Below are 22,696 nucleotides of genomic sequence, written 5' to 3' on the forward strand. Positions count from 1 at the left end.
CGTGGCGGTTCAGAGGGCCCTGGCGGGCCGGGGGTGCGGTCTCGGTGAGGCGGTCCAGGCGCTCGTAGAGGGCGCGGACGAGGCGGGCGCGACCCTGGGCGCATTGCACGGTGCCTTGTAGTCCGGCTGTCAGGCGGCGCTCGACGCCCTCGAGGACGACGTCCGCGAGGACGCGTGCGGTGTGGTCGGGGGGCAGCTGGTCGGCGGCTTGGTGGACGTCTTCGGCCACGGCGCGGGCGGCGCCGGTCAGCTGCAGCGCGATCTGCTGGAGGTCCGCGGGTGCCAGGCCGGGGTCGCCGGTCCACCCGAGGACGGCTTTGACCAGGCACTCGTGGGGCACTCGGTCGAGGGGGAGTTCGCCTTCGAGGAGTCCTTCGGGATCGTGCAGGACCAGGTGGGTGTTCATCGGGGGCCTCGCTGGCGCGTTGTCGCGGGGGTGGGCGGTGCTGTCCGGCGGTCCTGGCCGTCGCTGTCGTCCGGGTGGTCGGTCTGCTGGGCGAGGAACTGGGCATAGCCGCGGTCGGCGCGGGCGAGCAGGGCCGGGGAGAGTGCGCCGTACTGCGGCTCGGGGCTTGCGGTGGTGGTCGTGAGTACGCGCATGGGGATCCGCCTCTCCCGCTGGTGGTCCGTCGGTCCTTCGACGCTACGGACGGCGCAGGTTCGGCCTCAACGATGTTGCGGATAGTTGCGCGGATTCACTCCAGGGCGTCAATCGCGGCGCGGATGAGGGCGCGGGCGGCGTCGCCGTGGACGGCCGTCTGTGCCAGGCCCTTGAAGGCTTTGGCGTAGTCGGCGAGTTCGCGGCGCTGGCGGACATGGATGCCGGCCGTGAGGGTTTCCACGACGGTGTGCTGGTCGTCGTAGAGGTAGAACGCCTCCAGAGGCCACACCGTGCGCGGAACGCCGAGCGGGATGATGCCGAGGGATACCGACGGCAGCGGCATCACGGTCAGCAGGTGGGCCAGTTGGCCGGCCATCGTGGCGGGGGTGCCGACCCGGGTGCGCAGTACCCACTCCTCGATGAGGACGACGAAACGGTGGCCGCCCTCGTAGAGGAAGCGGGAGCGGGCAAGCCGCGCTGCGACGGCGTCGGGGACGTCGTCGGGGGTGCCCTGGAAGTCGGTGATGGAGCTCATCAGGGCGGTCGCGTAGTCGGCGGTCTGGAAGAAGCCGGGGATGACGTTGGAGACGTAGGCCCGGCAGGTGCGGGCGGCGGCATTGCGGGCGAAGACGTCCTCCTGAGCCCGGCGCATCCCGGCGCGATGCTGGCGGCGCCACTCCATGTACATCGACTCCACCGCGCGTGCGGTGGCCACCAGGTCCTCCGCCTGCTCCTCGGCCTCGCAGGCGGTGCACCAGGCGCGGATGTCGGCGTCGGAGGGGGCGACCTTGGCGCCCAGGATCCGGGAGGTCTTGGCCTTGTCCCAGCGACAGCGGCGGGAGAGCTCACGCCCGTTGATCCCAGCGTCTTTCATGAGGTGGCCCAGGAGCAGCGCGAGAGCTTCGCGCGCGGCCTGGGCGCTGGACGACGGGGAGACGGGCATGAGGCGCTAGGTGTCCTGGAGCGGAGGGTCAGGGGGTGTACTTCTCGTGCGGGATGGCGCGCTCCCACACCTTTTCGAACGCGGCGCGGCAGAGCTCGGCTACGGCCGGGTCAGTGGTGCGTTCCTTGGCGTTCTCGGCCCAGTCGCCGGTGCCGGTGAAGTGGTTGAACTGCACGAGGCGGTCATCCAGGAGCCAGAAGTCGTTGCCGGGCAGCGGGATGTCGGACGCGTGTCGGCGCGGCAGCCAGCGCACGTCCTCTCCGGCCCGGAGGTTGAGCGGGGTGATGGCGTGCTCGTAGCGGATGTAATCGGTGACCGGCTCGGAGACGATCCGCGCGCGACGCATGACCACGCCGTGGGCGACCGCGTCTTCGACGAGCGGCATCCACTGCGGCCAGAACGAGCGAGCCGGATCGAGGCTCGGGACGCCGGTGCGCAGGAAGGCGGTGTAGTCCTCGGCTTCATCGCCCACCGCGTAGAGGTCGCGCATCTCCAGATGGACGGCCGTGCGCTCGGTGGCGGCCAGGAGTTCAGCGAACGTCGCGGTGTTCAGCTGCTGCGCGTTCTGCGGCATCGCACGCCTCCCTCAGGATCGGCACCATCCGAGCCGGAATGCGGATCACCCGCTCGTGCGCGGGGATCCCGGTCTTGTGGCCGGCCACCCACTCGGTCCGGCCGACCAGGGCCGCAAGGAGTTCATCGGCCTCCTCGCCCTGCAGGACAAGGTCCGCAGACTGCTCTTCGACCCACACCGTAGGCGATCCCTCACCTCCGGTGTTCGGGTCCATCCCGACGAACCGTAACTCCATGGCAGTCTCCCCTGTCGAGTTGGTTGCGGATGATTGCGCGAAACGACCGTCCCGCGCACCGATACCGACGGTCAAGAGTGCGAGCCGCACCGCGTGGCCGATTGCGTCAGTGCTCCGCGGAACGCTGAGGCAGGCGGGTCCGAGCCAGGCAGGGGTTCCAGCGACATGCTGCACGCCGGTGAGCGCCCGCCCGGTCGCCTAACAGGGCGAGCCGGCCCCGAGCTGGTCGGCTGTTGCGGGACCTCGTTCAGGCTCATCGGGCCGTGGCCCTGGCCGCGTACCTGACAAGGATGTGCTGGAGGAAAGCGTGGGTGTGCTCGGTCAGCGGCCGGTGCTGGCTCTCGTCGATGACCAGCGCCATCAGCACGTGGTCGGGTCCGCCCTGTACGGCGCCGCTGACCGTGGAAGCGCGCAGGTTGGGCCAGTAGCGTCCGTGGGCGAACCCTGACGCGGCTCGCCAGGAGGCGGTGATCTGCCGCGGGTCCCGCCCGATGCCGTCGGCGGCCTCCGCTATGAGCTTCCCGGCTTCCGGCTTGACGAGTTTGTCGTGGATGCCCAGAGACAAGGCGAGGTCGTCAATTTCCTGGACGCGCTCACGTCCCGTCTTGCCGCCGGCGCCCGGCACGTGGTCGGTGTCCTCCTCGTGCTGAGCGCGGTTCCTCATGTCCTCACGCCACAGGCGCAGGCTCTGACGCCGCCGCTCGGTGCGGTCCTTGCCGCCAAGGAGCCAGGCGGCCGTGGCGAAGTTCTCCAGGGCGCCACGCATGAGGGTCCATGGGCTGGATGGATCCACTTCGCCGTCAAGCACGATCCTGCGCAGCGCGTCCGCGTGCGCGACTCCCGCGGTGAACGAGTTGCGGATCAGGATTGACGCGCCATACGGGCCCAGTGGCGCGTCGTCTGTGGCCAGGCTGCTCGTGGGCTGCGGTGCTGGAAGCTGCCGGTACGCCGCTTCACCACGCAAGTCTTCGACGTCCCTAAACAGCGGTTCCAGGTAGGCGTACTTGAACGCAGGTGGTGTCATGATCGGCAGGGTAGAGCCAGCTGGTGACACCTGACGAGGGTTCTGGGCACTGCGCCCCCGGTGGCCGAGACCGACGGGGCCACCGCAGGGATCACGAGGTCCAGCCCGCCGAGCCCCTCAGTCGGCGCTCACTCGTTCAAGCACGGGTCCTCTTTCAGGAAGTGGCGCAGGTCGGTCACCCCGCGCTCCAGCGTTTCCCAGTCGGAGGTGTACGAGGGCGCGTAGCGGTCGAGTTCCATCCCGTCGAATCCTGCGGCCATGAATCCACGTCGCAGCGCCCAGAGCCCCTGGGCAAGGTTGTGTTCTGTCTGGCGTAGTTCGGCGAGGCGCAGAGCCGCTTCTACGATCGCCCGGGTCATCGCATCTGCGACGGGCAGAGCCCATTGGTAGCGCTTGCTGCGGACATCGCCAAAGGGGGCGCCCCGGACGAGCTCCAACGCTGAGTGCAGGTGTGCTGCCTCGGTCTCCCCGCTCTGGCGGCTGAGCTGGCAACGGTCCTGGAACTGCGTCCAGTCGCTCGTGACGGAAGGGGAGAAGGCGTATCCGGTGTCGCTGAGGATGGGCGGGAGCGCCTCGGCTCCGAACCACTTGCGCAACCGGCTCGTCTGGGCGTTGCGTGTCACCTTGCTCTCGGACCTGCCAAGGTCGCGCGTGAGCCTGTGGTGCCCTTTGCCTGGGTTCAGGTGGATCCAGCAGGCGTACTCGGTCAGGGACCGGAGCAATCTGGTTTCGACTGGTCCAGGGGCGCCCTGGACGCCGACCAGGCCAAGCAGCTGGAGGTAGGGACCGGCCGGAAATGCCACGGGGGCCTCACTGCCGTTCTCCTTTCCGGTGATGGCGGGTGTGCGGGGAGGTGGGACGAGTTCTGGACGAGGGTGGCATTGCCCAGATCGATGGAGCTGGGCTTCGAGAACCCCCAGCAGTGGTGCCCAGCCCAAGGCCAACGAGCGTTCAGCCTGGCGAGGATCGGTCTCGTCCAGGATCCAGGCAGAGGACGCGGTCATAGCGCCCGCTGCGGGATGTCCGGGAGGGATGCACGCGGCCAGTTCGTACAGCGCGCTCGCTCGCCAGCGGGCGAGTTCGAACGCTGGCGTGTCGACCGTGAGCATCGCTCCCCGCTCAACCAGATCGCGCAGGGCGTCGATGGCTGGTGTCTCATCCTGCTGCACGCCTTCGGTTCTCACGCCCGGCGATTGTGCCAGCCCCAAGCAGCCACAGCAGGCTGGACGCGCGAGGCGCACTGGACTTGCCCATAGCCGCTGCTCAGGCGATCCCGGTTGGTTCCCACACCGAACGGGCAAGCCCAGTGCCGTCGCAGTGGTAGCACCGTCCCCCGCCGGACGTGCTGCTGGCGCTGAGGTGGCCAACGGTGTCACGCAAGAGCCGGGTGAGGCCGTCGATGTGCGCGTTGTGCAGCGCCAGCTCCTGGCGCTTGCCGACCAGGACTTCGAGAGCGACACCCGGGCCGACTCCCGCCTGGAGGGCGATGCCACGCGTCACCGTGTTGATCCGTTCGTGGAGGTGGCCCATCGTCTCCTGGCCGGACAGCTCCACCCGCGCGGTGAAGAGCACGTCGTCCGGCTCGACGAGGGGAGAGCAGCGCCGCCAGGCGCTCGAACGACACGATGAGGCCAATCGGATCGGGATGACCCACGAGGAGCCGCGCCAACGCAAGCCACATATCCCCCGGATCCTCGTACCCGCGCTCTACGCTCCCGCGATCCTGCCTGCCCAGCTTCATAACGGTCCTCCCGGTCGGTGGCGCGGAGGGCTCCTGTATACGCCGGGGCTGGGGCGCGGTTCGCCCCCCAGCCCCGGTCGTCCCGCCTGGTGGCGCGGCGACTTCGGAAGCCGTCCCGCCGGGCGGGGCCGGCGGCTACCGGCGGCGTCCGAGTCCCTTGAGCCAGCCCTTGGGCGTCTCGGGGCTCGCCTCCTGCCATGCGGCCGGCTCCGGAGGGGCGATCCGCGCGATCTGCGCCGCTATCTCGGTTTCGGCCTTCTGCTCCTGGCAGGCAGCGCACAGCGTGCCGTCGTCGCCCCAGTCGCGGCGGCGCTCAGTCTGCTCCCAGCGTTCGTCGGTGAACTTCGTGCCGCAGCCGGCGCACACCGGCCGTCGCTTCTCCCGCGCGGCCGCCGCGCGGGCCGCCGTCTGGGCGCGGGCCTGAGTGAGCTCCTTCTCGTACAGGCGGGCGCCGTTGGGGTTGTCGAGCGCGGCGGTCAGGGTCTGCCAGTGGTCGCGGCCCAGGCGCCGCCACACCGCCGCGTCCGCGCCATGCTCCTGCAGCCGGTCGAGCGTGGTCACCACGACGGGGATGACCGGGTGGTAGTTGAGGGCCCGAAAGTGCGGCTGGTAGCGGCGGCCCTGCCAGTACGCGCGGCCGCGTTCCTCGAGCGCGCGCATCGTGTTGTCCATCGTCACTTCGGAGCCGTCGGCGAACACGAACGCGATCGGCGGATAGCCCTCGCGCCCGGTCCGCGGGTAGATGTTCCGCCACAGCCGCAGCTCCTGGTCGATCGTGTCGGGCCGCTGCGCTCGCTCGGGCTGCTCCTTGTCCGCGCCCGGCGCAAGGCGCTCGAAAAATTCTGTGTAGCGGCGGAGCTTGTGGACCAGATCGTCCACGCCCTCGTTGAGCCGGTCGACTTCGAGCAGCAGCACCGGCACATTCGCGGCCGACGCTTTCACGACCGCGTCCGCGTACTGCACGTACCCGCCGCGCAGCGGGTGGCTAACCTCGGTTTGCCACGCGAGCAGGGCACCAAACCCGGCCCTGGTCATCTCCGCAGCCGTGGCCGTCACCGCCAGGGCGTGGTCGTCGTAGCCGGTCCCCAGCAGCTTCCCGGTGACCGGGTGGTATTCCTCCTTGCGCAGCGCCGACACCCGTATCTCCCTCGGGAGCAGCGACCTCGCTTCCCGGTGTCCACGAGCCGTCAGCACCCACACCTGCCTGTTGTCCTCCCGCTTCGATTCGACCCTGACGAGCCGGTGCTCTTGGAGATCCAGCAGCGTGTCCCGCACGAGCTTGTCGTGCTTGTTCGCCGGACGGGTCAGCTTCCACAACTGCTCGGGCGTAGCCCTCTGGAAGATCCCCAGTGCTTGCTGCACTTCCTTCCTCCGAGGTCCTGTCGACCCATACCGGTACTCGGGTCGGTTGAGGGTAGAAGGGTTGTCGGACTTCCCGGTGCCCCTTGGCCGCTGGGGCTGACCTGCGGAAACGGCCCGCTGCCGGGAAGTGGGCGCGGAGGGGGCCGTGGAGGGGTCTGCGGAGGGGGCGGGCTCGTCCCGGCCGGGCGGTCCGTCAGGGCTCTGTCCGGCGGTGGTGCGGGGGCGGCGCTGGGGGTGCGCAGTGGTCATCGTGTCCTCTTCACTCCGGCGGTGCGGCCGGGTCGACGGTGGGCCAGGCCCGCGTGCACCTGGCACGCGAGCCGGTGGCCACCGTGAAGAGGCACCCCTTGACCAATGTCTGTCGTGACTCGCCAGTCCGACGCTCTCAGCGCCCTGAATCCGGTACTTGATCCCCTTGCCGTCCTGGTCTGTCCGTGACCAGCACCACAGCGACCTGCAGGGCCTGCGCTGCCGGGCGAGGAGGGAGCTATCTCTCCTCGCCCGAGCGCTGCCTCTGTCCACAGGCAAGTTCCAAGAGGCTCCGGGGTGTGGCCGCCGCGACCAGCACGGTGGCCCGTACATGAGGAGTTCTCCATGCCCGTCGCTCGGCTCGCCCCACTCTCCCCCAACGACGTGATCAGCGCCTTCAACTACCTCCACGCCGTGGAGGCCGACGACGCCGAAACCGCGGCCGACTTCGCCGCAGCCGAGCCGCGGATGCCCGCGCTGCTCGTGGACGTCGCCCAGCGCGTCGTCATCCCGGTCACCAACCTGCCCGACCCCGGCGAGGAGGAGGTGCCCTGCGACGACTCGTTCGCGCTCTTCGAGCTGGGGATCTGCTTCCTGGGCACCCTGCGTACCTGGCACGAGCAGGCCGGACCTGCCGCGGCCGAGGGCATCGCCCGCGCCTTCACCGCCCAGATCCTCACCGAGCCGCACGAGGACGTCGCCGACATCCTGGAGCAGCTGATGTCCGTCGCCCTGGGCCAGGCACTCGATGCGCACCCCGCGCCGAGTGCGCACCCGGTGGGCACCACCGCCGTGTAGTGCGGTGCTTCAGTCGGCGCGGGGTGCGGTGCACCGCATCCATCGCGGGCACTGCGCCAGCGGTGGATGCGCATCGGCGCATCGGGTGCGCACCGCCCCTGGACGATGCAGCACATCGTCCCCATCGCGGTGCGCACACCCGGTGTACCGCACTCGATGTTCTGCACCCGGTGCGCGCACCCGTCCAGTTCCGGGTGCTGCACCACGTGCTCGGCCCACCCCTTGACCAGGGTGGGCCGAGCACGCTCTACCCCTTGACCAGGTTCGCTACCCGGCGCATTTCCCCTTGACCACGCCCGCTGGGACCTTTGAACAGACCGCGGTCAAGGGGGCCCGTGATAGAGGCGCCTGTCCACGACGAGCGCACCCCGTGGAGGCATCGGGTGCGGTGGGGACATCGTGGTGCGCACGGGAGTGGACTCCACCGTCAACTGGTGCGCGCACCGGAGTGGAGTCCACCGAGTGGACTCCACTCCGGTGCCTGCATCCGATGTCGTGCATCGTCCGCCGGATGCAGAGCATCGTGCGGTCCACTCGGTGGACAATGCCCTGCATCGTCACCACAGCCAAGCCGTGGAGTGCCGCATCCGGGACAGGGCACGGGCATCGCGGCGCGCGGCGGCACTGCCGATGCCGTTCTGCCGGGGCCGGGGCCGGCGCGACTGCCCGCCGTAGAACCGGCGTATCCCGGCCGCCTCTGCTTGCGCACCTCCGCCTTCTTCTCCCGGTCGGTCTTCGGCTTCCGGGGCCGCTTCCAGATCGGCTCCCATGCCGGCTGCGGCGCGTACGCTTCGGCGCGCGCCTGCGCGGCCTCCCTCAGCCGGGCCGCGACGGCTTCGATCCTTGGGCTCTCGGACGGTGTGGTCACCGACTCCTCCAGTGGGTGCGGTCCGGCCCGGCGCGGGCTGGACAGGCTGCTGGGTGCTCGGCGGCGGCGTCGCCGTGGCGGGCTGCGGTCGGGGACGGCGAGCGGCGGCTCGTTCCCGGTGCTCGATGGGCCTGCCCAGCACGGTCGCACGCCGTGCCTTCTCCGGGTCGTCACCCGCCGCCAGGCGCTCATGCTCGATCTGGTCACCATCAGGGTGTCGGCCTTCCCCGAGGAGGAGTGCGGCTTGCCGCTCGGTCACCGTGTCCCCGGCGACCAGGCCGACTGCGGCCAGGCCCCGGCCCGTCCAGAGCCCGGCTGGAACGTCGGCTTCGTCCTGGGCTGCGCGCAGTGTCGTGCCCGCGCGGCGGTGGCCGTCGCCGACCAGAACGCCGTTGCAGTAGTACGGCCAGCCCTTCGGCCCGACCTGCCATCCTGTGAGCATCGGGCCATGAAACATGGGCCTTGACCTGGGCAAAAGCGTGATCCGGGGTGCTTCCCGCCGGGCGGGCAACTATGACCAGCCTGGCCTCCCGTCAGGCGGGAAGCGAGGCAGCCCGAGACGGTAGTCCTGCGGCATGTGCAGAGTCCGCCAGGTGATCAACGAATCGCTGTACGCAGACCTCTGCCCGCTGTGCTCGTGCCCTCTCCGACCGGAGTTCCGTAGCACCCGTCCCTCGGGTCAGCAGGACCAACCGGCCCGCACCTGGCTCTACCGGTACCGCTGCGCTGGCTGCGAGGCCGCCCGGCCTCAGCAGTTCTGGGACGTGCTGCGCGCCCTCTACGAGAGCTGACCGCGGCCGTGCGAATGCTGCGCTCCATCGCCCCCGGCCCCGGGGGCGATGGAGCCTGGAGGAGTTCGCCATGCCCACGTACGAGGCTCTGCCACGCTTCACCGTCGACCACCACCGACTCACTCCCGAACAGCGCCGCGCCTTCCGTCAGGCCGTGACCGCCTCCGTCGACGACCTTCGCGCCGGAGGCCCGTTCCGCGCCGGCCCTCAAGGGCGTGCGGCGCGCACCCGGCGTCTTCGAGCTCACCTGCAATGGCAACGGACGGGCGACGTGGCAGTACGGCTCGGAGATAGTCCGCGGCGAGCGGCACACGTCTGGCGCCGCAAAATCGGCACCCACGGCATCCTCACCGGTCCATGACCGTCGAGGCTGACCGTCGGATCCGGGCCATAGCCGATAGCGCAACCACGCCGGTCGGGATCAAACAGTCATCGATAGATGTTCGCCGGTTTCGATCACTTTCGTTCGGGAGGAAAGTTCAGGCCCCCCACGCCGTAAGAGAGGCGTGACGCGGATGCGTTGCTCTCCGAACGAACATGTGGAGCGTGAATTGACAGCCCTGGACGTGGCCGGGGTCATCTCGGCCGTGGCCGGCGTGACCCCTCTGGTGATCGCCTTGCGCCGGGCCTGGGCGAAGACTCTGCGCGGACGAGTGGGACGCGAAGGGTCTCTTCGACCTCAGGCCGAGCCTGCGCTCGGTAAGGCGTGCGACTGCGGGCAGTTCGTCATCCTGCGATACGAACCGCCGGATGGCGGCCGGATGACGGTCTGGACGATGCCGGCGGCCGCCCTCCTCTTCGATACCAGTGAGCAGGGGCGTGGCCCGTGGTAGATACTCCGGACGAGGAAGAGCAGCCGTGGCAAGAGGCCGCGCGCACGCTCTTCGAGAGGCACGCGGCGGAGTGGACCCGTATCACCGCCGCGTCGCTGTGGAACCGGCACCCGTTGCTGCGGTCCTGGGTCAATGACATGGCCCACGAAGCCCTCGTGCGGACGTACGCCATGTGGTGGCGGGACCCAGACAAGCAGCACCGCAATCCGCTGCCGTACATGAAGGAGACCGCGAACAACGTCGCGAACGACGCCTACGACGAGCTGGCCCGCCCCACCGACGACGCTGGGCTCGAGGAGTGCGAGCGCACCATCATCGCGCGCCCCAGCCGGACCTCGGATCTGCATGGCGACTACGCGGGCATCGCACCGCACACTCCCCTGGACCCTCTGGAGGAACTCGTCATACCTGCCGTCAGGCGGATGAAGAAGACACAGCGCAGGGACGTCGCGGAGATGCGGAGCCTCGGCATGGACGACCAGGCCATCGCGGACGGCATGAACCGGGAGCCGGCTCGCATCCAGACCCTGATGACCAAGGCAGCAGCCGAGCTGAGGGAAGACGAGCAGCTCCAGCTCTACATCCGCGATCGGCACAGGAAGACCCGGCGCCGGGAAGAGGACACAGGTGAGTGATGTGAACGTCAATGACAGCGAACGGGGCAGCACCGGCAGGCCGGCGGAGCCTTCCGCGTTCGCCGCCCTGCTGTCCGGGCTGAGGGGAGCCGACTTCTGGGACCGGCCCGAGGGCGAGTGGGGCCCACGGCGGGCGTCGCGGGGTGAGGAGCTTGAGCGGCGCCTTCACGCGAACTCGTGCTACAGGCTCGGGTCGAAAGCGCTACGCATGGGCGACCTGGACCGGGCACGGAACTGGCTCCGGCGTGCGTGCGAGGACAGCCACCCCGGGGCGGCGTTTCGTCTGGCCGTGACTTTGTGGCGTCAGGCGGGGCCGGACGCGGCCTCCCGGGCCGTCACCGCCGTGGTGAGCGCCGCCCGGTGGGGACATGAGGACGCTCGGACCCTCCTGCGGCAGGCCGGGTGGGATCTCGCCGATATCGGCCTCGCCGACCGGGAAGGCGTCGCCCCAGAGCAGGACGGCGAGTTCGCCGCGGATGTGCAGACCCTCCTGGCTGCTGTCCGCAGGCGCGATTCGTTCGCCGGTCGGATCCCCCAGCCCCGGCATACGAGCACCGCGCCGGAGGGCCAGCCCACGGGCACGGCCCCGGTCGCCCCGCCTCCATCGGAACCGCAATCACCAGAGGCGCTGGGGCGCGGCTTGGTGTGGTCGGCCGCTCCATTGCGGCATGCATCCCTGACGCATCTGGCGCAGCAGGTCCCACCCCCCAGCCGGCCCCTTCAGCGCTGGCAGTCCGCGCAGCGGGTCCTCGAGGTCCTCCAGATCATCGCGGGAGCGGGCCGGCCGGTTAGCGAACGCCACCTGGCCCGGGCCACCAGCCTCCCGCACCAAGTGATGCAACGCCTGCTGATGTGGCTGTGCCAGCAGCACCTGACCCTCCTCACCCGCGACGGCGGGTACGTGCCCGGGCCCGCACTGCGGCTGATCGCCGTGCCCGAACCCGGTCAGCCGGGGGCGGTCGTCGACCATGTGCTCGCCGGGCTCCGGGACGCCGTCGGCGCGGCCGTCTACATCAGCACCTACAGCCACGGGGAAGTTTCGATCCTCAAGTGGTCGGACGGGCCAAACGCCCCGGGCGTCGAGGAGAGGGTGGCCTTCACAGACGCGGCACACGCCACCGCGGTCGGCAAGAGCCTGCTCGCCCAGCTCGACTTCGACCAGCGAATGGACCACCTCTCAAGGCACCGACCGATCGCGCTCACCCAGCGCACCATCACCGACGGCGCAAAGCTCTTTCACAACCTGGACGGTCACGGCCCGCATGCCGCCCAGTTCGACATCCTGGAGTACTCCGACGGCCAGGTCTGCGTGGCCGTCCCACTCGTCATCGACGGCGAGGTCGGCTGCGTGGCGCTGGCGCTGCCCGTCGCACAGCGCCACAGGCTCATCCAGGCGGCCCGTATTCTCTCCAGCCGATCCGCCGGGCTTCTGCTGTCACTGCTGCTGGCGGCCAGCCCACCCAGCTGGGAATCCGGCAGGCAGGACGCGCCGGTCCCCCACCAAGACGAACACACCACCACAACCCAACAGCTCGCGTATCGGCAGGGCACATGGTGGACGACAGAGCCAACCGACGACGCCCGTGGTGCTCAGGAAAGCGACGACGTGGAGGAGGAACACGATGCACAGGTGATCCCCTTCCGTTCACGGACGGTAGAGCCCCCACTGGTCGAGCCTCCGGATGTCCTCAACTCCACCAATCTCGACCTCGGACTCAAGGAGGTCGCTGGCAGCCGCCGCTGAAACGCCCCAGGGTCGGGCCCGTGGCGCGGGCCGGGACCCGACCCTGGGGCCCTCCTGTTGGGCCCAACGATTGCCCAGCAGGTGACCGGCGCGCGGAACAGCCGCCCGCGCCCGGCCTCCGCTCAGTCGTCGCATGGCAGCGTCGTGAGCAATTTGCGGCCTAAAACACGGAGTGGCTCCATCCCGCAGTCAGCGAGACGGAGCCACTAGGAGTCACTGCTATGGCCTACGCGCCGTGAACGGCGGAGGCAGTCGACGAGCACCGTGCGCTGCCCCTCCGCCGGTTTTCCGGCGGATTACCCGTCCTTGAGGAGTCCGTTCGAGACCTGCTGCAGGATGGCCGCAAGTTGGATGCGGGTCTCTGAGGTAAGGGTGCCCCTCATGTCTTCGATGACTGACTCAACTCCGGTACTGACCTGGAAATACCGAAGGATGAAGTCGCTCCGTTGGGGTGCGGTGAACTTCCAGTAGACGGCATCCATGACGGCAGCCCGTCATGCCATGGAAGAGAAGCCCCGCCGCCGAGAGCATCCTTCACTCTCGTCCTGACCACCCCCACTTCGGCCATCGCTGTCGATGGCACCCTCTTCTACCTGTACGGCAATCCGGGCAGCCCGAGTCAGGGTGATCTGGAGAGGCTGGATGCCAACGAGTGCATCAACATCCCCGAGGTCGAGGTCGAGGGCAAGGGCGACAAGGTCTTCTTGCCCAAAAGCAAGTTGCCGGACCATCACGCCATCTTCTACTCCGAGGAGGACTGCGACGAATCGGCGACGAAGCTTTCCCCCAACCAGGACCTCGGCCGTGAGGTCAAGTTCAAGTCGGTGATCTTCGAGCTTTCTTCCAGCTAAGCCGCGCACTCCGCCCCGGCACGAGCCGTCACGGCCCGCGCCGGGGTGGCCTCGGCTTCTGTCCCCAGATGACCCCAGAGCGGCGATCTCGCAAGGCTTGGCCCTTCTCGCCGGTAGGGGCGCCGCAATGCGCAAGGGCGCGGATGGGGACGCGGACGTCCAGCCGGGCCCTTGTCGCTCGGCTCAGTCGGATGTGGGATGCGGCCAATGCGGCGGCAGGCGTTCAGCTGTCGGGGGTCAGCTTGCGGTTGGTCCCGGACCGGCCGATGTCCAGGTCCAGGAGCGCCGTCAGGGTCGTGCCGCCGTTCCAGAAGCCGAGCAGGTCGACGTCGAAGAGCGCCAGGCCGCGTCGGGCTGCGAAGGCGCGGGCCTGCTTGGTGAACTTGCACGAGGCGACGAAGAGCGGGACATCCGCTCCGTGTTCGTCGCGGACGGTGCCGTTGAACTTCTGGAGGTCCGGGCTGCCGACCGTGCGGTGCTTCGCGTACCGCTTGCACTGCACCACGATCTTCCTGCCGTCCGGCAGCCGGCCGATCACGTCGGCGCCCAGATCGTTCGCGCCGCCCACCCGGCGGACCTCTGTGCACCCGTCCCGGCGACACAGCTCCGCGACATACTCTTCGAACTCACGGTCTCCCAGGAGCCAGATCGCTTCCATCGACCGCAACGCCTGGACCCGTGCCTGCTCCGCGAGCCGGAGCTTCTCCGCCTCGGCCTCACGGCGCCCGGCGCGCACCAGCGTCCCCATCACACCCCCTGCGGCCAGGACCGCTAAGACCACCAGCAGCACCGTTCCCGTTCCCATGCCCTGTCCCCTCCCTTGATCCAGCTGTCCGGGCGCTCTACAGCTCCCCAGCCGCGCGAGGATCCATCCGGGCGTACTGCGGAAACAGCTCGCCGCAGCCATCCAGTTCTCCCCGATCCTCTCGGAGCGCTGGCAGGGTGCTAACGGCGTTAGCACCCCTCACCCCACACGAGAGTGAGCCCGCCCCAGACCTCGGGCGGGCTCACTCTCTATCGGCTGTGCGGCTAGCCCTCACCGTGTGCGGCGAGGAGTCGTTCCAGAAGCACTTCCCGCTGCGACTCGTCCATCTTCTGGAAGATGAGGTCGGCGACCCCGTTGCCGTCGTGCCACGGCACGCGGGGAAGGGAGCGGATGTCGACGAGGTGGGGCGTGGACTCCGAGGGCAATTCGGTGGGCTGCTCCTGGTCCTCGCGGTTGTCGACGTCGCTGCCATCGGCGCTGTCGGGTTCGACGACGCTGATAGCCGCGGTCGAGTTGACGACAGGTGCGGACGCGGGCGGTGGGGTGCTAACGGCGTTAGCACCCTGGGCGGTCCGCTTCCGTCGCTTGGTCTCGGCGCGCTTGGCAAGGGCCTCCTCGACAGCGCTCTGCTGTTGCTGCGCGGGGAGCTGGCCGACGTTGCGGGCGATTTCCACCGGGAGACTTCGGTCTTCGACCGCTTCCTGGAGTTCTGGGGTTAGCTTCAGCAGGGCAATGCGCTGGGTGACCCAAGGGCTGGATTTGCCCAATGCCCGAGCGACGGCCCGCTGGGACCCGTGGACATGGACGAGCCGCTCAAGGGCCTTCGCCTCGTCGAGCGGGTCGAGGTTCTCGTGCTGGACAGCAGCGGTCAGGGCCGTTTCCAGGAGTGTGTCGGCGTCCTGGGCGAGGGAGTCGTCGACATGGACTGGGACGTCGTCCAAGCCGGCGAGGTTCGCGGCAGCGAGGCGGCGGTTGCCGTCGACGACGACGTACGCCGCCGTCCCCAGCTGGTCCTCGTGGCCGGGATGTGCCGCGAGGAAGGCCTGTCGGGTGACGACCGCGAGGGGTTGGATGACGCCTCGGGAGGTGAGGCTGTCGGCGAGGTCCTCGACGGACTTTAGTTCCTCACGCGGGTTGTAGGGGTTGTGTGCCAGCTGCTCCAGCGCTGTGCGCAGCGTCCCGGTGTAGCCAGCGGCAGCGGCCTCTGCGGCGATGCCGTCCTGTCCGGAGAACCGTGCGAAGGATGCCGCGCGGCTGCTCATGGGCTGGGCTACGGCATTGAAGGTCGGAGAGTCCCCCAGCATGTCGGCCTTGCTCATGCCGTCTTCACTCCTCGGGCGATCTGCCTCATTTGGTGGGACTGCTCGCAGTCGGGCGCATAGTCAAGGAGCGGGCGCTGCTTGCGGACGGCCTCACGCTGTTCCTTGACATCGGGCACCACGGCCAAGACCGGGGGAGTCCCCAGCGACTTCCACTTGTCGAGCGAGGAGGTCGCGATGTAGCCGCGCCGGCTGTCGAACTTGTTCACGACGAGGCCGAGCTGCTCGATGGAGATGTCGTAGTCCCGCGCAAGGGAATCGATCTGCTGGATGAGCATCCCGTACGCCTGCGCTGAGGTGTCCTCTGCCTCCACGGGGATGACGAGGCCGGACGAGCCGGGCTTCTCGTCGGCGCGCTGGCGGCCGTAGTTGAGGGCTGCGTCCATGGCGAGGCCGAGGCTGGGAGGCGAGTCGACCACGATGACGTCGAAGTGTTCCTCCAGCGGGGCGAGGGCGCGCTCGAGGGTGGCTTCACGCGGGCCGCGGAATGTAGTGAGCCCTGAGTCGAGGAGAAACGCGTCGAACGCGGCGGGAAGAATGCGCAGTCGGCCACCGAACCGGTCACCGCTTATGGCGACGGTCAAGTCGAGGAGCGGCTGCTGGGCCTTCTGACGGTCGAGCATGTGCGTGATGAGGCTTTCCGCGCCAGCGGGCATGGCGGTGAGGCCGAGCTGGTGGGTGAGGTGCCCCTGGGGGTCGTAGTCGACGAGGAGGACTCGAAGCCCGCCGATCGCAGCATTGGCTGCCGCGCCGATGGCGGCCGGGTCCTCCGCGAAGGCCTGGGCGAGGCCTGCGGATACGGCGGTCTTGCCCACGCCGCCCTTCTGGTTACAGACAACGATTCGTCGGGTGGTCCGCTGAACGCCGGCGGGGTTGTCGGCCAGCCAGAGGACCACTGACTGCGCCAGCCCCTGGATGTAGGAGACGCCGCGCTCCCGGCAGTCGGTCTTGAAATCCTCGTAGAGGCCTTCGGGGAGGTAGGTGCCGAACGAATCAGCGCCGGCGGTGTTGACTGCGGGCAGCTCGTCGGTGCAGTCACGCCAGGCCTGGATGCCAAGGGCGACAGCGTCCTGCATGTCGGTCTGGAGCTGCGCTGCGCGGACCTTGAGGGCCTGCTGGAGGTGAGCGGGCAGCTTGGAGACGAGCTTCTCCCGCTCCGCTCCCGGGTTCGGAGATGACATGGACGGCAGCATACTGCCGCAGCACGTGATTCTGTTGATCAATAAGGTTCGTTTTGCCGATTTTCGGCGGCAGTTCCATGCCTGAGTGCTAACGGCGTTAGCACTCAGGGGGTGCTAACGGCGTTAGCACCCCCCTCCTCAGCTCTCAACACGGCTTCGCGCATCGCCTGCGAGACAGATAGCCGGACAGTCAACATGGGTTCATGCCGAACACCCTGAAGTTCACTGGTGCAGAGAAGAACATGACCCTCGAGGAACTCGAAGGTTCGTGAAGGCAGCACGGGCTGCTGACGCTCCAGACGAAAGCGCTTCCGGGCACCTAAGCCCCCGGCCGGCCGCCATCCCAGCAGGCTCCCGAAACGCGTCGGCGAGGTTGGCGAGGAGCTCGCGTACGCCGGGGGTGTTCAGGACGACGTCCTGGACGCGGGGGTGGTGGCCGTCGAGGTCGAGGATGTCTCGGGCGGCGGCGGGGTCGCGGAGCCGGTCGCGGACGTCCTCGATCCGGTCGGCGGCGGGCGGGACGGGGGAGCCGTCCGGGCCGGTGGGCAGGTGCAGGTAGCCGAACGAGATCAAACGGATCGGGTGCAACGAGATCTCCTGCAGGGTGAGTGGGTACGTGCGGGGCGCCGCGCACGACCGGGAGAGGCCGGGCGCGGCCCTGCGGGGTGGTGCTACTGGGTGGTGGTGTCGGTGACCACGAGGAACTGGTCGCTGCCGAGGTCCATCACGACCTGGGCGTCAGTGCCCTGGGCGTGCTGGGCGGCGGGCGTATTCGTCGGCGGGCCAGGAGCCACGGGGGTGGCCGGCGGGGAACCACTCCAGGACGATGCGGGCCTGCGGGGCGGTCGTGGCCATCAGGCGTCACCGCCGTTTACGCGCTCGTGGATGTCGATCAGGGTGGTGATGGTGTCGGGGTTGTCCGCCAGGCCGACCCACTGTCCTTGCGCGGTGAAGACGGGCACCGTGTCGGTGTCGGCGTCGAACACCACGACGTAGTCGCCGTACCGGTCGAGGACCATCTCCCGCAGCGCCCGTGCCGGGGCGGCGGCCAGGACGTCCAGGGCGTCGACGGTGAGCTGCGCGGTCTCGCCGGTGGTGGCGGGCCGAGCCAGGGTTCCGGAGACGTGCAGCAGGTCGCCGGGCTGTATCTCGGTGAGCAGCGCGTCCGCGATGCGGGACTTGCCGGTGGTGCAGGAGAACACGATGTCGTCTGCGGGGTCGTCGGTGGGGGAGGAGATCAGCTCGAAGTGGGCGGTGCCCGGGCGGGTACCGGGGGTGGGGACGGTGGAGAGGAAGCCGTCGACGGTGAGGGGCTTGGTGTCCATCAGCTCGCCTCCGCCAGGGTGGTGGTGCGGTGGGCGGCGTCGTACGCGTCCAGGACGGCCTTGGCCGGGAGGCCCATGTCGGCGACCTGGTGGCCGTGGGCGCGCGCCCACGTCCGGATCGCGGCCAGCTGCTCCTTGCTCCGCTTGGCGCCGGTCGGAGCGGACGGTACGGCGGGGGACACGGGTCGGCCGCCGGCCTTCACGGTGCGCAGCGTCTCCTGGGCCTGTTCCAGTTCCGCGTTGAGCTTGGCGACGCGCTCTTCGGCCTCGCGCTGGGCGTCGTCGCTCTCGCGCCGCGCGGTCAGCTCGGCGAGGTCGCCGCGGATGCGGGCGGCCTTGTTGCGGATGGCGGCGGCCGGGTGGGCCTTCGCCCAGGAGAGCAGGGCCTCGATCCCGGTCCTGTCCACCGGCTTGTCGGCCGCGGGGCTGGCCGTCTGCGGTGCGTCGGTGGCGGTGTCCGGCCTGTGGTTGTGCTGGAGGGCTTCGGCCAGTTCGCTCTCCGACAGGCCGAGGGTCGCGCGGACGTGGGCGTGGCTGTCGCCGTTCTTCAGCATGGAGACGGCGGTGGCGGTGAAGGCGTTGACGGGCATCGGAACTCCGGTTGTCGGATCGTCGGTGGCGGTGAGGTGGGGGAGCAGGCGCACGAGGTCGTCCTCACCGCAGGGCAGGCCGAGCGCGCCCAGCAGGTCGGCGAGGTCGTCCTTGTCGTGGGCCTGGTGAGCGACCACCAGGGAGGCGGCGGCGATCTGGGCGCGGCCGAGCGGAGTGAGTTCGAGGGCCTCTGCTTCGAAGGCCTCTTTCATGTCGGTGAACACGCACGGCTCCTCTGCGCGGCGGTGGGGCGGGGCTTGCGCTGGGCGAGCACCAGGAGCTCGCAGTTGCGCTTCTTCTGGGCGTCGGTGAGGGGCCGGGCCTGCACGCCGCGGTGGCGGTGCCAGAGCGGGGAGGCCGGCGGCTCGGGATAGGCGAGAGCGTGGTCGACGTCGCGGTCGGTGCTGCTCATGGGGGCCTCCGGTGGGAGGGGTTCAGGCGTGGGTGGCGTGCCGGCTGCTCTTGGACTGGGTGTCGGAAGCGAACCGGCCGAGGCGGGCCTCAACCGGGTTCGCGGCGATCCAGTTCTCAGCGCACGCCTTGTGCACGGGCTCCCCGGAGTGGGAGCGCATCGGCGTGGGCTGGTCACACAGCACGCAGGGGCGGTCCTGCCAGCGGTCGAAGTGCTGGCTGTCGCGCCATTCGAGGAGCGCGCCGGGAGGCGGGACCAGGCCCGGCTCGAACGGCGGCTTCTTGCCTCGGGTGCGGGTCACGGCCGGAAGTCGGGCAGCTGCTGGAACACGCGCTCCAGCAGGTCCGGCGTCGGCTTCCACGGCACGACCTGCCCGCGTGCGGGGACGGGCAGGGACAGCGCCTGGACGTCGGCGAGCACAAGGTGCCAGGCGCCCCGGTGCGCCCACTGCGAGCAGAGCGGCGTTCCCTCGAGGTCCTGGTGGCAGTCGGTGACCCGGGCGATGCCGACCACCGCGCCGGTGACCAGCTCACGGTCGCGGATCGTGCGGCCGATCAGCGGGACGCTCAGGGCGGGCCGGTCGATGGTCTTGCTCGTGTGCAGCAGCACCCAGCCGGTCCGCCACCGGCCGGGCCTGTTCTCCACCGTCTTGGCACCGGCGAGGATGCAGGCCGCGTACGGCTGCCTGATGCTGATGCCGCGGATCCAGTCGCCCCCGGGCAGGGTCGCGGTGCTCATGCTGCTCGCCCCCACACGGCCGTCCCCGGCCTGCCCGCCCGGCGCCCGTTGATGGACGGCACCGTCACGTGCTGCCTGGTCGCCAGGACCGCCCGGCCGGAATGCTTGCCGTCGTAGAGGGCGGCATCGGCGGCCCTCTGCAACACGGTCAGGTCGCGGGAACCGACCGAGGCCGGGGCCGCGGCGCCGACCGAGGCGGCGACGTCGACGGTGCGGCCGTCGCCCAGGGTGACCGGGGCGTGCAGCATCCGGACCAGCTGCTCCAGGCGGTGCGCGCGGCGGTCGGCGGGCAGCTCCAGGACCACGGCGAACTCATCGCCCCCGAGACGGCCGACGGACGCGCGCGGGCCCGCCCACGCGGTGAGGCGGGCGCCGATCGCGGCGAGGACGGTGTCTCCGGCCGCGTGGCCCATGCCGTCATTGACGGCCTTGAAGTGGTCGGCGTCGACCATGACCACGGCGACGTCGTTGTGGCGGGCCAGGAGCCGGTGGGCGCGGGCGGTGTAGGCGTCGCGGCGCAGCAGGCCGGTCAGCGGATCCCGCTTCGTCGCGGCCAGGCGCCGGTGCAGGGCGAGGGCGTGGAGGGTCCAGCCGGTCAGCGGGAGGGCCGCTGTGGTCAGTAAGAGGGTGCGCTGCCCGAACACGGACTGAACGCGGTTGAGGGAGGACATACTTGGGTTCTCCGTCTCGTCTCGTACGGGATGGATGGGCCCGCGACAGCCGTCAGCCGCCAAGCAGGGCGGCTGTCCCGGGGCAGAGCTACAGCTCGAAGGCGCTGGTGTTGGTCCAGCTGTACGGGCTCTTCCAGGGGCCGGCCGTCCCTGCGGGCCAGTCGAGCTCCCAGCCGGGCCGGTAGCCGCAGGCACCCCAGCCGTCCGGCCGCCCGTGGGGAATCTCCAGCCCGGCCTCCCTCGCGGCGCGCGCCACGTCGTAGACCTCGTGAGCGGCCCGGACGGCGGCGCTCTCGCTGTCGGCCCGGCCGGTGAAGACGTGCACGCCGCGCAGGCCAGGTGTCTCGGTGCTGTGTATGGGGACGTCAACCTCGAAGTACTTCATGACGCCCATCTCCCTTCTGCTGTGAGGGGCCACCGCGACCGCCCCGGCCCCGGCAGTACGGGGTCGGGGCGGCACGGAGGGCTCTCAGAGCGGGGAGATCAACTGGCGGTCTCGATGGCGTCCCGCAGGTGCGTACGCGCCTTGGCCAGCAGCACCTTCTTGTCGGCCGGGTCGCTCTCCAGAGCGTCGGTCAGGTAGGTGACGGCGGCGTCCAGGTCCTCGCTGGCGTCGTTCAGGTCGCCGAGGCTGGAGCTGCCGAGGACGTCACGGGTGCGCTCGACCAGGTAGATGAAGTCGGTCGGGGACGGGTTCCGCGGCGTCGTCTCCTCCAGGAGGTGAGCGAGTTCCGAGCCAAAGCAGCTGATGAGCGCGGTGAAGGTGTCGACGGTCTGGACGGGCATGGAGTTCTCCTCATGGTGTCGGTGGTCCGCGGCGGGTCAGAACTCGAGCTGGATGGTGATGCGGGTGCGGCGATCGCCGTAGGCACGGCGAGGATCGTGAACGGTGCGGCGGTGCGCGGCCAGGCCGGCGGCCCCGACTGGCGAAGAGCCGGTGTTCCATCCCTGCGCTATTCAGGCCTGGTGATGGAGGGGCCTAGCGCCCGTCGTTCTCGGCCCCTCGATGTCGGCCACGTCGTTTCCGTCCGGGAGGTCGACGTCTGCGTCTACGCCTTCCTCTCGCCCGACCCGCGCTTCTCGCCTAGGAGCGTGTCCGCATGTTGGCGAGCTGCTGCTTGGTGCCGAACGCGACGCGGGCGGTGACGGGAGTGGTGCCTGCCTCGGTCATGCCGGGCATCATCCCGTCCCGCCCGCGTCGTTCGCTGCCGGATCACCGGTCGGTGTGACGGGGCCGGGCGTTCTGTGGGGGTTGCCTGGGGGTCGGGTGGGTGCGCCGGTGTGTTCGCACGGTGGGCTGTGCTTCCGCTCGTGGGTTTGAAGGGGGTGTTGTGGCTCGTTCGTGGGGTGGATCTCCCAATCTCTTCCCGAATACGTTGCGTGTCGAGTTGCATACACACCGTGACACTGCCCGTTCGGGTGGTCACCTTCGTGGAGGAAGCATGCGCACATCGCTCCGGACGCCGCGTGGCGTCATCACCGCGGCGGCTGTCGTTGCCGCCCTGGCCGCCGGCACCGCAGGCGGCATCGCCCTGGCCGACGATTCGCCGATCAAAGCTCTGGCACCGCACGCTCAAGCGTCCGCTCAGATCAACGCGGACGGAACCCGCGCACAGTCCCAGGGGATCAAGTCCTCCACCAGGGCTGCCACAGGCATCTACTGCGTGACGTTCGACGACGCCACCAGGATCAACGTGAGCCGCAGCACCCCGGTCGCCACCCTGGTGACGTCCGGTGGCCCGCAGTACGCGATCAACCTGCGCACCAGTCCGTCGCCTGAATGCGGGGATGCGGCCAACACGTTGACCGTCTACACCGGCGAACGCAATCTGCTGGTCGACGCGCCCTTCATGCTGCTCGTCCCCTGACCCTCCCGCCTCGCCAGCCGGATACCCGCTCACCGGCATGATCCGGCCGCCCCAGTACGTGGGTGACGCGGCCGAGAAGAAGGAAGACCCCATGTCTCACAGCATCACCGGGCGCGCTCGTGCCCTCGCCCTGACCATCGCCGCCCTGGCCGCAGTTCCCGTCCTGGCCGGTACGGCGGTGGCGGCCCCCGCCGAGCTGTACGCGCCTTACGCCCGTGCCGCCGCCCAGGTCGACGGCGCCGGCACGCTGACCGCGGCCAAGAACGTCTCCTCCTCCCGCCGGGTCGGAACGTCCGCCTACTGCATCGTGGTCTCCGACCCCGACATCACCCTCAAGGACGCCGTCGTCATGGCCACCGTCAACGCCGGCTCCGGCACCTACAGCATCGACGTCCGCAACTACCCCACCACCACCTGCGGCAACGCCACCAACACCATCACCGCCTACACCGCCTACGGCACCGCCTCCAACCCCGTCGCCTTCACCCTCGCCGTCCTGTAGCGAGCGGCCAGTGGCCCGGCGGGAACACCCCGCCGGGCCACCGCCACAACCGAGCACGGAGCAACGTGCCAAGC

General features: G+C 69.7%; 29 protein-coding genes and 3 pseudogenes. 9 read left to right on the forward strand and 23 right to left on the reverse strand.

Going from position 1 to position 22,696, the window contains the following annotated elements; translation table 11 throughout:
- Window positions 1–46: 46 nt before the first annotated feature.
- The 9 genes and pseudogenes from AB0D94_RS22325 to AB0D94_RS22365 form a co-directional block, all read right to left on the reverse strand.
- Window positions 47–406 (reverse strand): annotated as a pseudogene (locus AB0D94_RS22325) (DUF6415 family natural product biosynthesis protein); the annotation flags it as partial.
- Window positions 403–600, reverse strand: coding sequence for a hypothetical protein (locus AB0D94_RS22330; RefSeq protein WP_362054725.1), 198 nt, complete (start codon window positions 598–600; stop codon window positions 403–405). The gene AB0D94_RS22330 and the pseudogene AB0D94_RS22325, both read right to left, overlap by 4 nt.
- 95 nt (window positions 601–695) lie before the next feature.
- Window positions 696–1,544, reverse strand: a complete 849-nt coding sequence (locus AB0D94_RS22335) for a DUF5753 domain-containing protein (protein WP_362054728.1) — start codon at window positions 1,542–1,544, stop codon at window positions 696–698.
- A 28-nt stretch (window positions 1,545–1,572) separates the two neighbouring features.
- The gene (locus AB0D94_RS22340; protein ID WP_362054731.1) at window positions 1,573–2,118 is read right to left on the reverse strand and encodes a DUF6879 family protein; all 546 of its coding nucleotides are present in this window, start codon (window positions 2,116–2,118) and stop codon (window positions 1,573–1,575) included.
- Window positions 2,075–2,353 (reverse strand): hypothetical protein, encoded by a 279-nt coding sequence (locus AB0D94_RS22345; RefSeq protein ID WP_362054734.1) that lies wholly within the window; start codon window positions 2,351–2,353, stop codon window positions 2,075–2,077. Before AB0D94_RS22345 ends, AB0D94_RS22340 begins: the two co-directional genes overlap by 44 nt.
- 253 nt (window positions 2,354–2,606) lie before the next feature.
- Window positions 2,607–3,377 carry a hypothetical protein gene (locus tag AB0D94_RS22350; RefSeq protein WP_362054737.1) on the reverse strand — a complete coding sequence of 257 codons (771 nt, stop codon included), beginning with the start codon at window positions 3,375–3,377 and terminating at the stop codon, window positions 2,607–2,609.
- Between the two features lie 128 nt (window positions 3,378–3,505).
- Window positions 3,506–4,561: a hypothetical protein gene (locus AB0D94_RS22355; RefSeq protein WP_362054740.1), complete on the reverse strand. Its 1,056-nt coding sequence runs from the start codon at window positions 4,559–4,561 to the stop codon at window positions 3,506–3,508.
- Window positions 4,562–4,640: 79 nt separating this feature from the next.
- Entirely contained in the window at window positions 4,641–5,012 is a 372-nt protein-coding gene (locus AB0D94_RS22360; protein WP_362054743.1) for a hypothetical protein, read from the reverse strand.
- Window positions 5,013–5,253: 241 nt separating this feature from the next.
- Complete coding sequence (locus AB0D94_RS22365) at window positions 5,254–6,480, reverse strand: replication-relaxation family protein (protein ID WP_362054746.1); 1,227 nt, start codon at window positions 6,478–6,480, stop codon at window positions 5,254–5,256.
- 594 nt (window positions 6,481–7,074) lie between these two features.
- On the opposite strand from AB0D94_RS22365, the gene AB0D94_RS22370 reads away from it, so the two are divergent.
- Window positions 7,075–7,527, forward strand: coding sequence for a hypothetical protein (locus AB0D94_RS22370; protein ID WP_362054749.1), 453 nt, complete (start codon window positions 7,075–7,077; stop codon window positions 7,525–7,527).
- Window positions 7,528–8,084: 557 nt separating this feature from the next.
- Here AB0D94_RS22370 and AB0D94_RS22375 read toward each other — a convergent pair.
- A pseudogene (locus tag AB0D94_RS22375) lies at window positions 8,085–8,347 on the reverse strand (hypothetical protein).
- On the opposite strand from AB0D94_RS22375, the gene AB0D94_RS22380 reads away from it, so the two are divergent.
- From AB0D94_RS22380 to AB0D94_RS22405, 6 genes are all read left to right on the forward strand, one after another.
- On the forward strand, window positions 8,229–8,861 hold the full coding sequence (locus AB0D94_RS22380; protein WP_362054893.1) for a hypothetical protein: 633 nt from the start codon (window positions 8,229–8,231) through the stop codon (window positions 8,859–8,861). The pseudogene AB0D94_RS22375 and the gene AB0D94_RS22380 overlap by 119 nt on opposite strands.
- A gap of 127 nt (window positions 8,862–8,988) precedes the next feature.
- On the forward strand, window positions 8,989–9,186 hold the full coding sequence (locus AB0D94_RS22385) for a hypothetical protein (protein WP_362054752.1): 198 nt from the start codon (window positions 8,989–8,991) through the stop codon (window positions 9,184–9,186).
- A 506-nt stretch (window positions 9,187–9,692) separates the two neighbouring features.
- Entirely contained in the window at window positions 9,693–10,019 is a 327-nt protein-coding gene (locus tag AB0D94_RS22390) for a hypothetical protein (RefSeq protein ID WP_362054755.1), read from the forward strand.
- Window positions 10,013–10,654 carry a hypothetical protein gene (locus AB0D94_RS22395; RefSeq protein ID WP_362054757.1) on the forward strand — a complete coding sequence of 214 codons (642 nt, stop codon included), beginning with the start codon at window positions 10,013–10,015 and terminating at the stop codon, window positions 10,652–10,654. The genes AB0D94_RS22390 and AB0D94_RS22395 overlap by 7 nt, the downstream gene beginning before the upstream one ends.
- 1 nt (window position 10,655) lies before the next feature.
- Complete coding sequence (locus AB0D94_RS22400) at window positions 10,656–12,398, forward strand: IclR family transcriptional regulator C-terminal domain-containing protein (RefSeq protein WP_362054760.1); 1,743 nt, start codon at window positions 10,656–10,658, stop codon at window positions 12,396–12,398.
- Window positions 12,399–12,844: 446 nt separating this feature from the next.
- The gene (locus tag AB0D94_RS22405; RefSeq protein ID WP_362054763.1) at window positions 12,845–13,249 is read left to right on the forward strand and encodes a hypothetical protein; all 405 of its coding nucleotides are present in this window, start codon (window positions 12,845–12,847) and stop codon (window positions 13,247–13,249) included.
- A 223-nt stretch (window positions 13,250–13,472) separates the two neighbouring features.
- Here the strand turns inward: AB0D94_RS22405 and AB0D94_RS22410 are convergent, their stop codons facing one another.
- The 13 genes and pseudogenes from AB0D94_RS22410 to AB0D94_RS22470 form a co-directional block, all read right to left on the reverse strand.
- The gene (locus AB0D94_RS22410) at window positions 13,473–14,054 is read right to left on the reverse strand and encodes a restriction endonuclease (RefSeq protein ID WP_362054766.1); all 582 of its coding nucleotides are present in this window, start codon (window positions 14,052–14,054) and stop codon (window positions 13,473–13,475) included.
- 224 nt (window positions 14,055–14,278) lie between these two features.
- Complete coding sequence (locus AB0D94_RS22415) at window positions 14,279–15,334, reverse strand: ParB/RepB/Spo0J family partition protein (protein ID WP_362054769.1); 1,056 nt, start codon at window positions 15,332–15,334, stop codon at window positions 14,279–14,281.
- Window positions 15,331–16,515, reverse strand: coding sequence for a ParA family protein (locus AB0D94_RS22420; protein ID WP_362054772.1), 1,185 nt, complete (start codon window positions 16,513–16,515; stop codon window positions 15,331–15,333). Before AB0D94_RS22420 ends, AB0D94_RS22415 begins: the two co-directional genes overlap by 4 nt.
- A 222-nt stretch (window positions 16,516–16,737) precedes the next feature.
- Window positions 16,738–17,103: a hypothetical protein gene (locus AB0D94_RS22425; RefSeq protein ID WP_362054775.1), complete on the reverse strand. Its 366-nt coding sequence runs from the start codon at window positions 17,101–17,103 to the stop codon at window positions 16,738–16,740.
- Window positions 17,104–17,186: 83 nt separating this feature from the next.
- A pseudogene (locus AB0D94_RS22430) lies at window positions 17,187–17,370 on the reverse strand (hypothetical protein).
- A complete protein-coding gene (locus AB0D94_RS22435; RefSeq protein ID WP_362054778.1) occupies window positions 17,370–17,840 on the reverse strand; it encodes a hypothetical protein in 471 nt (156 codons plus the stop codon). The pseudogene AB0D94_RS22430 and the gene AB0D94_RS22435 overlap by 1 nt, the downstream one beginning before the upstream one ends.
- Window positions 17,840–18,655, reverse strand: coding sequence for a histone-like nucleoid-structuring protein Lsr2 (locus AB0D94_RS22440; RefSeq protein WP_362054781.1), 816 nt, complete (start codon window positions 18,653–18,655; stop codon window positions 17,840–17,842). The genes AB0D94_RS22435 and AB0D94_RS22440 overlap by 1 nt, the downstream gene beginning before the upstream one ends.
- Window positions 18,640–18,843 carry a hypothetical protein gene (locus tag AB0D94_RS22445; protein WP_362054784.1) on the reverse strand — a complete coding sequence of 68 codons (204 nt, stop codon included), beginning with the start codon at window positions 18,841–18,843 and terminating at the stop codon, window positions 18,640–18,642. Before AB0D94_RS22445 ends, AB0D94_RS22440 begins: the two co-directional genes overlap by 16 nt.
- A 22-nt stretch (window positions 18,844–18,865) precedes the next feature.
- On the reverse strand, window positions 18,866–19,144 hold the full coding sequence (locus AB0D94_RS22450) for a hypothetical protein (protein WP_362054787.1): 279 nt from the start codon (window positions 19,142–19,144) through the stop codon (window positions 18,866–18,868).
- Window positions 19,141–19,581: a hypothetical protein gene (locus tag AB0D94_RS22455; protein WP_362054790.1), complete on the reverse strand. Its 441-nt coding sequence runs from the start codon at window positions 19,579–19,581 to the stop codon at window positions 19,141–19,143. The genes AB0D94_RS22450 and AB0D94_RS22455 overlap by 4 nt, the downstream gene beginning before the upstream one ends.
- Window positions 19,578–20,252 carry a GGDEF domain-containing protein gene (locus AB0D94_RS22460; protein ID WP_362054793.1) on the reverse strand — a complete coding sequence of 225 codons (675 nt, stop codon included), beginning with the start codon at window positions 20,250–20,252 and terminating at the stop codon, window positions 19,578–19,580. Before AB0D94_RS22460 ends, AB0D94_RS22455 begins: the two co-directional genes overlap by 4 nt.
- A gap of 88 nt (window positions 20,253–20,340) precedes the next feature.
- Window positions 20,341–20,646: a hypothetical protein gene (locus AB0D94_RS22465; RefSeq protein WP_362054796.1), complete on the reverse strand. Its 306-nt coding sequence runs from the start codon at window positions 20,644–20,646 to the stop codon at window positions 20,341–20,343.
- 89 nt (window positions 20,647–20,735) lie between these two features.
- Complete coding sequence (locus tag AB0D94_RS22470; RefSeq protein ID WP_362054799.1) at window positions 20,736–21,038, reverse strand: hypothetical protein; 303 nt, start codon at window positions 21,036–21,038, stop codon at window positions 20,736–20,738.
- 656 nt (window positions 21,039–21,694) lie between these two features.
- Between AB0D94_RS22470 and AB0D94_RS22475 the strand changes: the two genes are divergently transcribed.
- Both AB0D94_RS22475 and AB0D94_RS22480 read left to right on the forward strand, forming a co-directional pair.
- Complete coding sequence (locus tag AB0D94_RS22475; RefSeq protein WP_362054802.1) at window positions 21,695–22,120, forward strand: hypothetical protein; 426 nt, start codon at window positions 21,695–21,697, stop codon at window positions 22,118–22,120.
- Window positions 22,121–22,211: 91 nt separating this feature from the next.
- A complete protein-coding gene (locus AB0D94_RS22480; RefSeq protein ID WP_362054805.1) occupies window positions 22,212–22,622 on the forward strand; it encodes a hypothetical protein in 411 nt (136 codons plus the stop codon).
- The last annotated feature ends 74 nt before the right edge of the window (window positions 22,623–22,696 follow it).

Source organism: Streptomyces sp. NPDC048255 (genome assembly GCF_040652415.1).
Classification (GTDB): Bacteria; Actinomycetota; Actinomycetes; order Streptomycetales; family Streptomycetaceae; genus Streptomyces.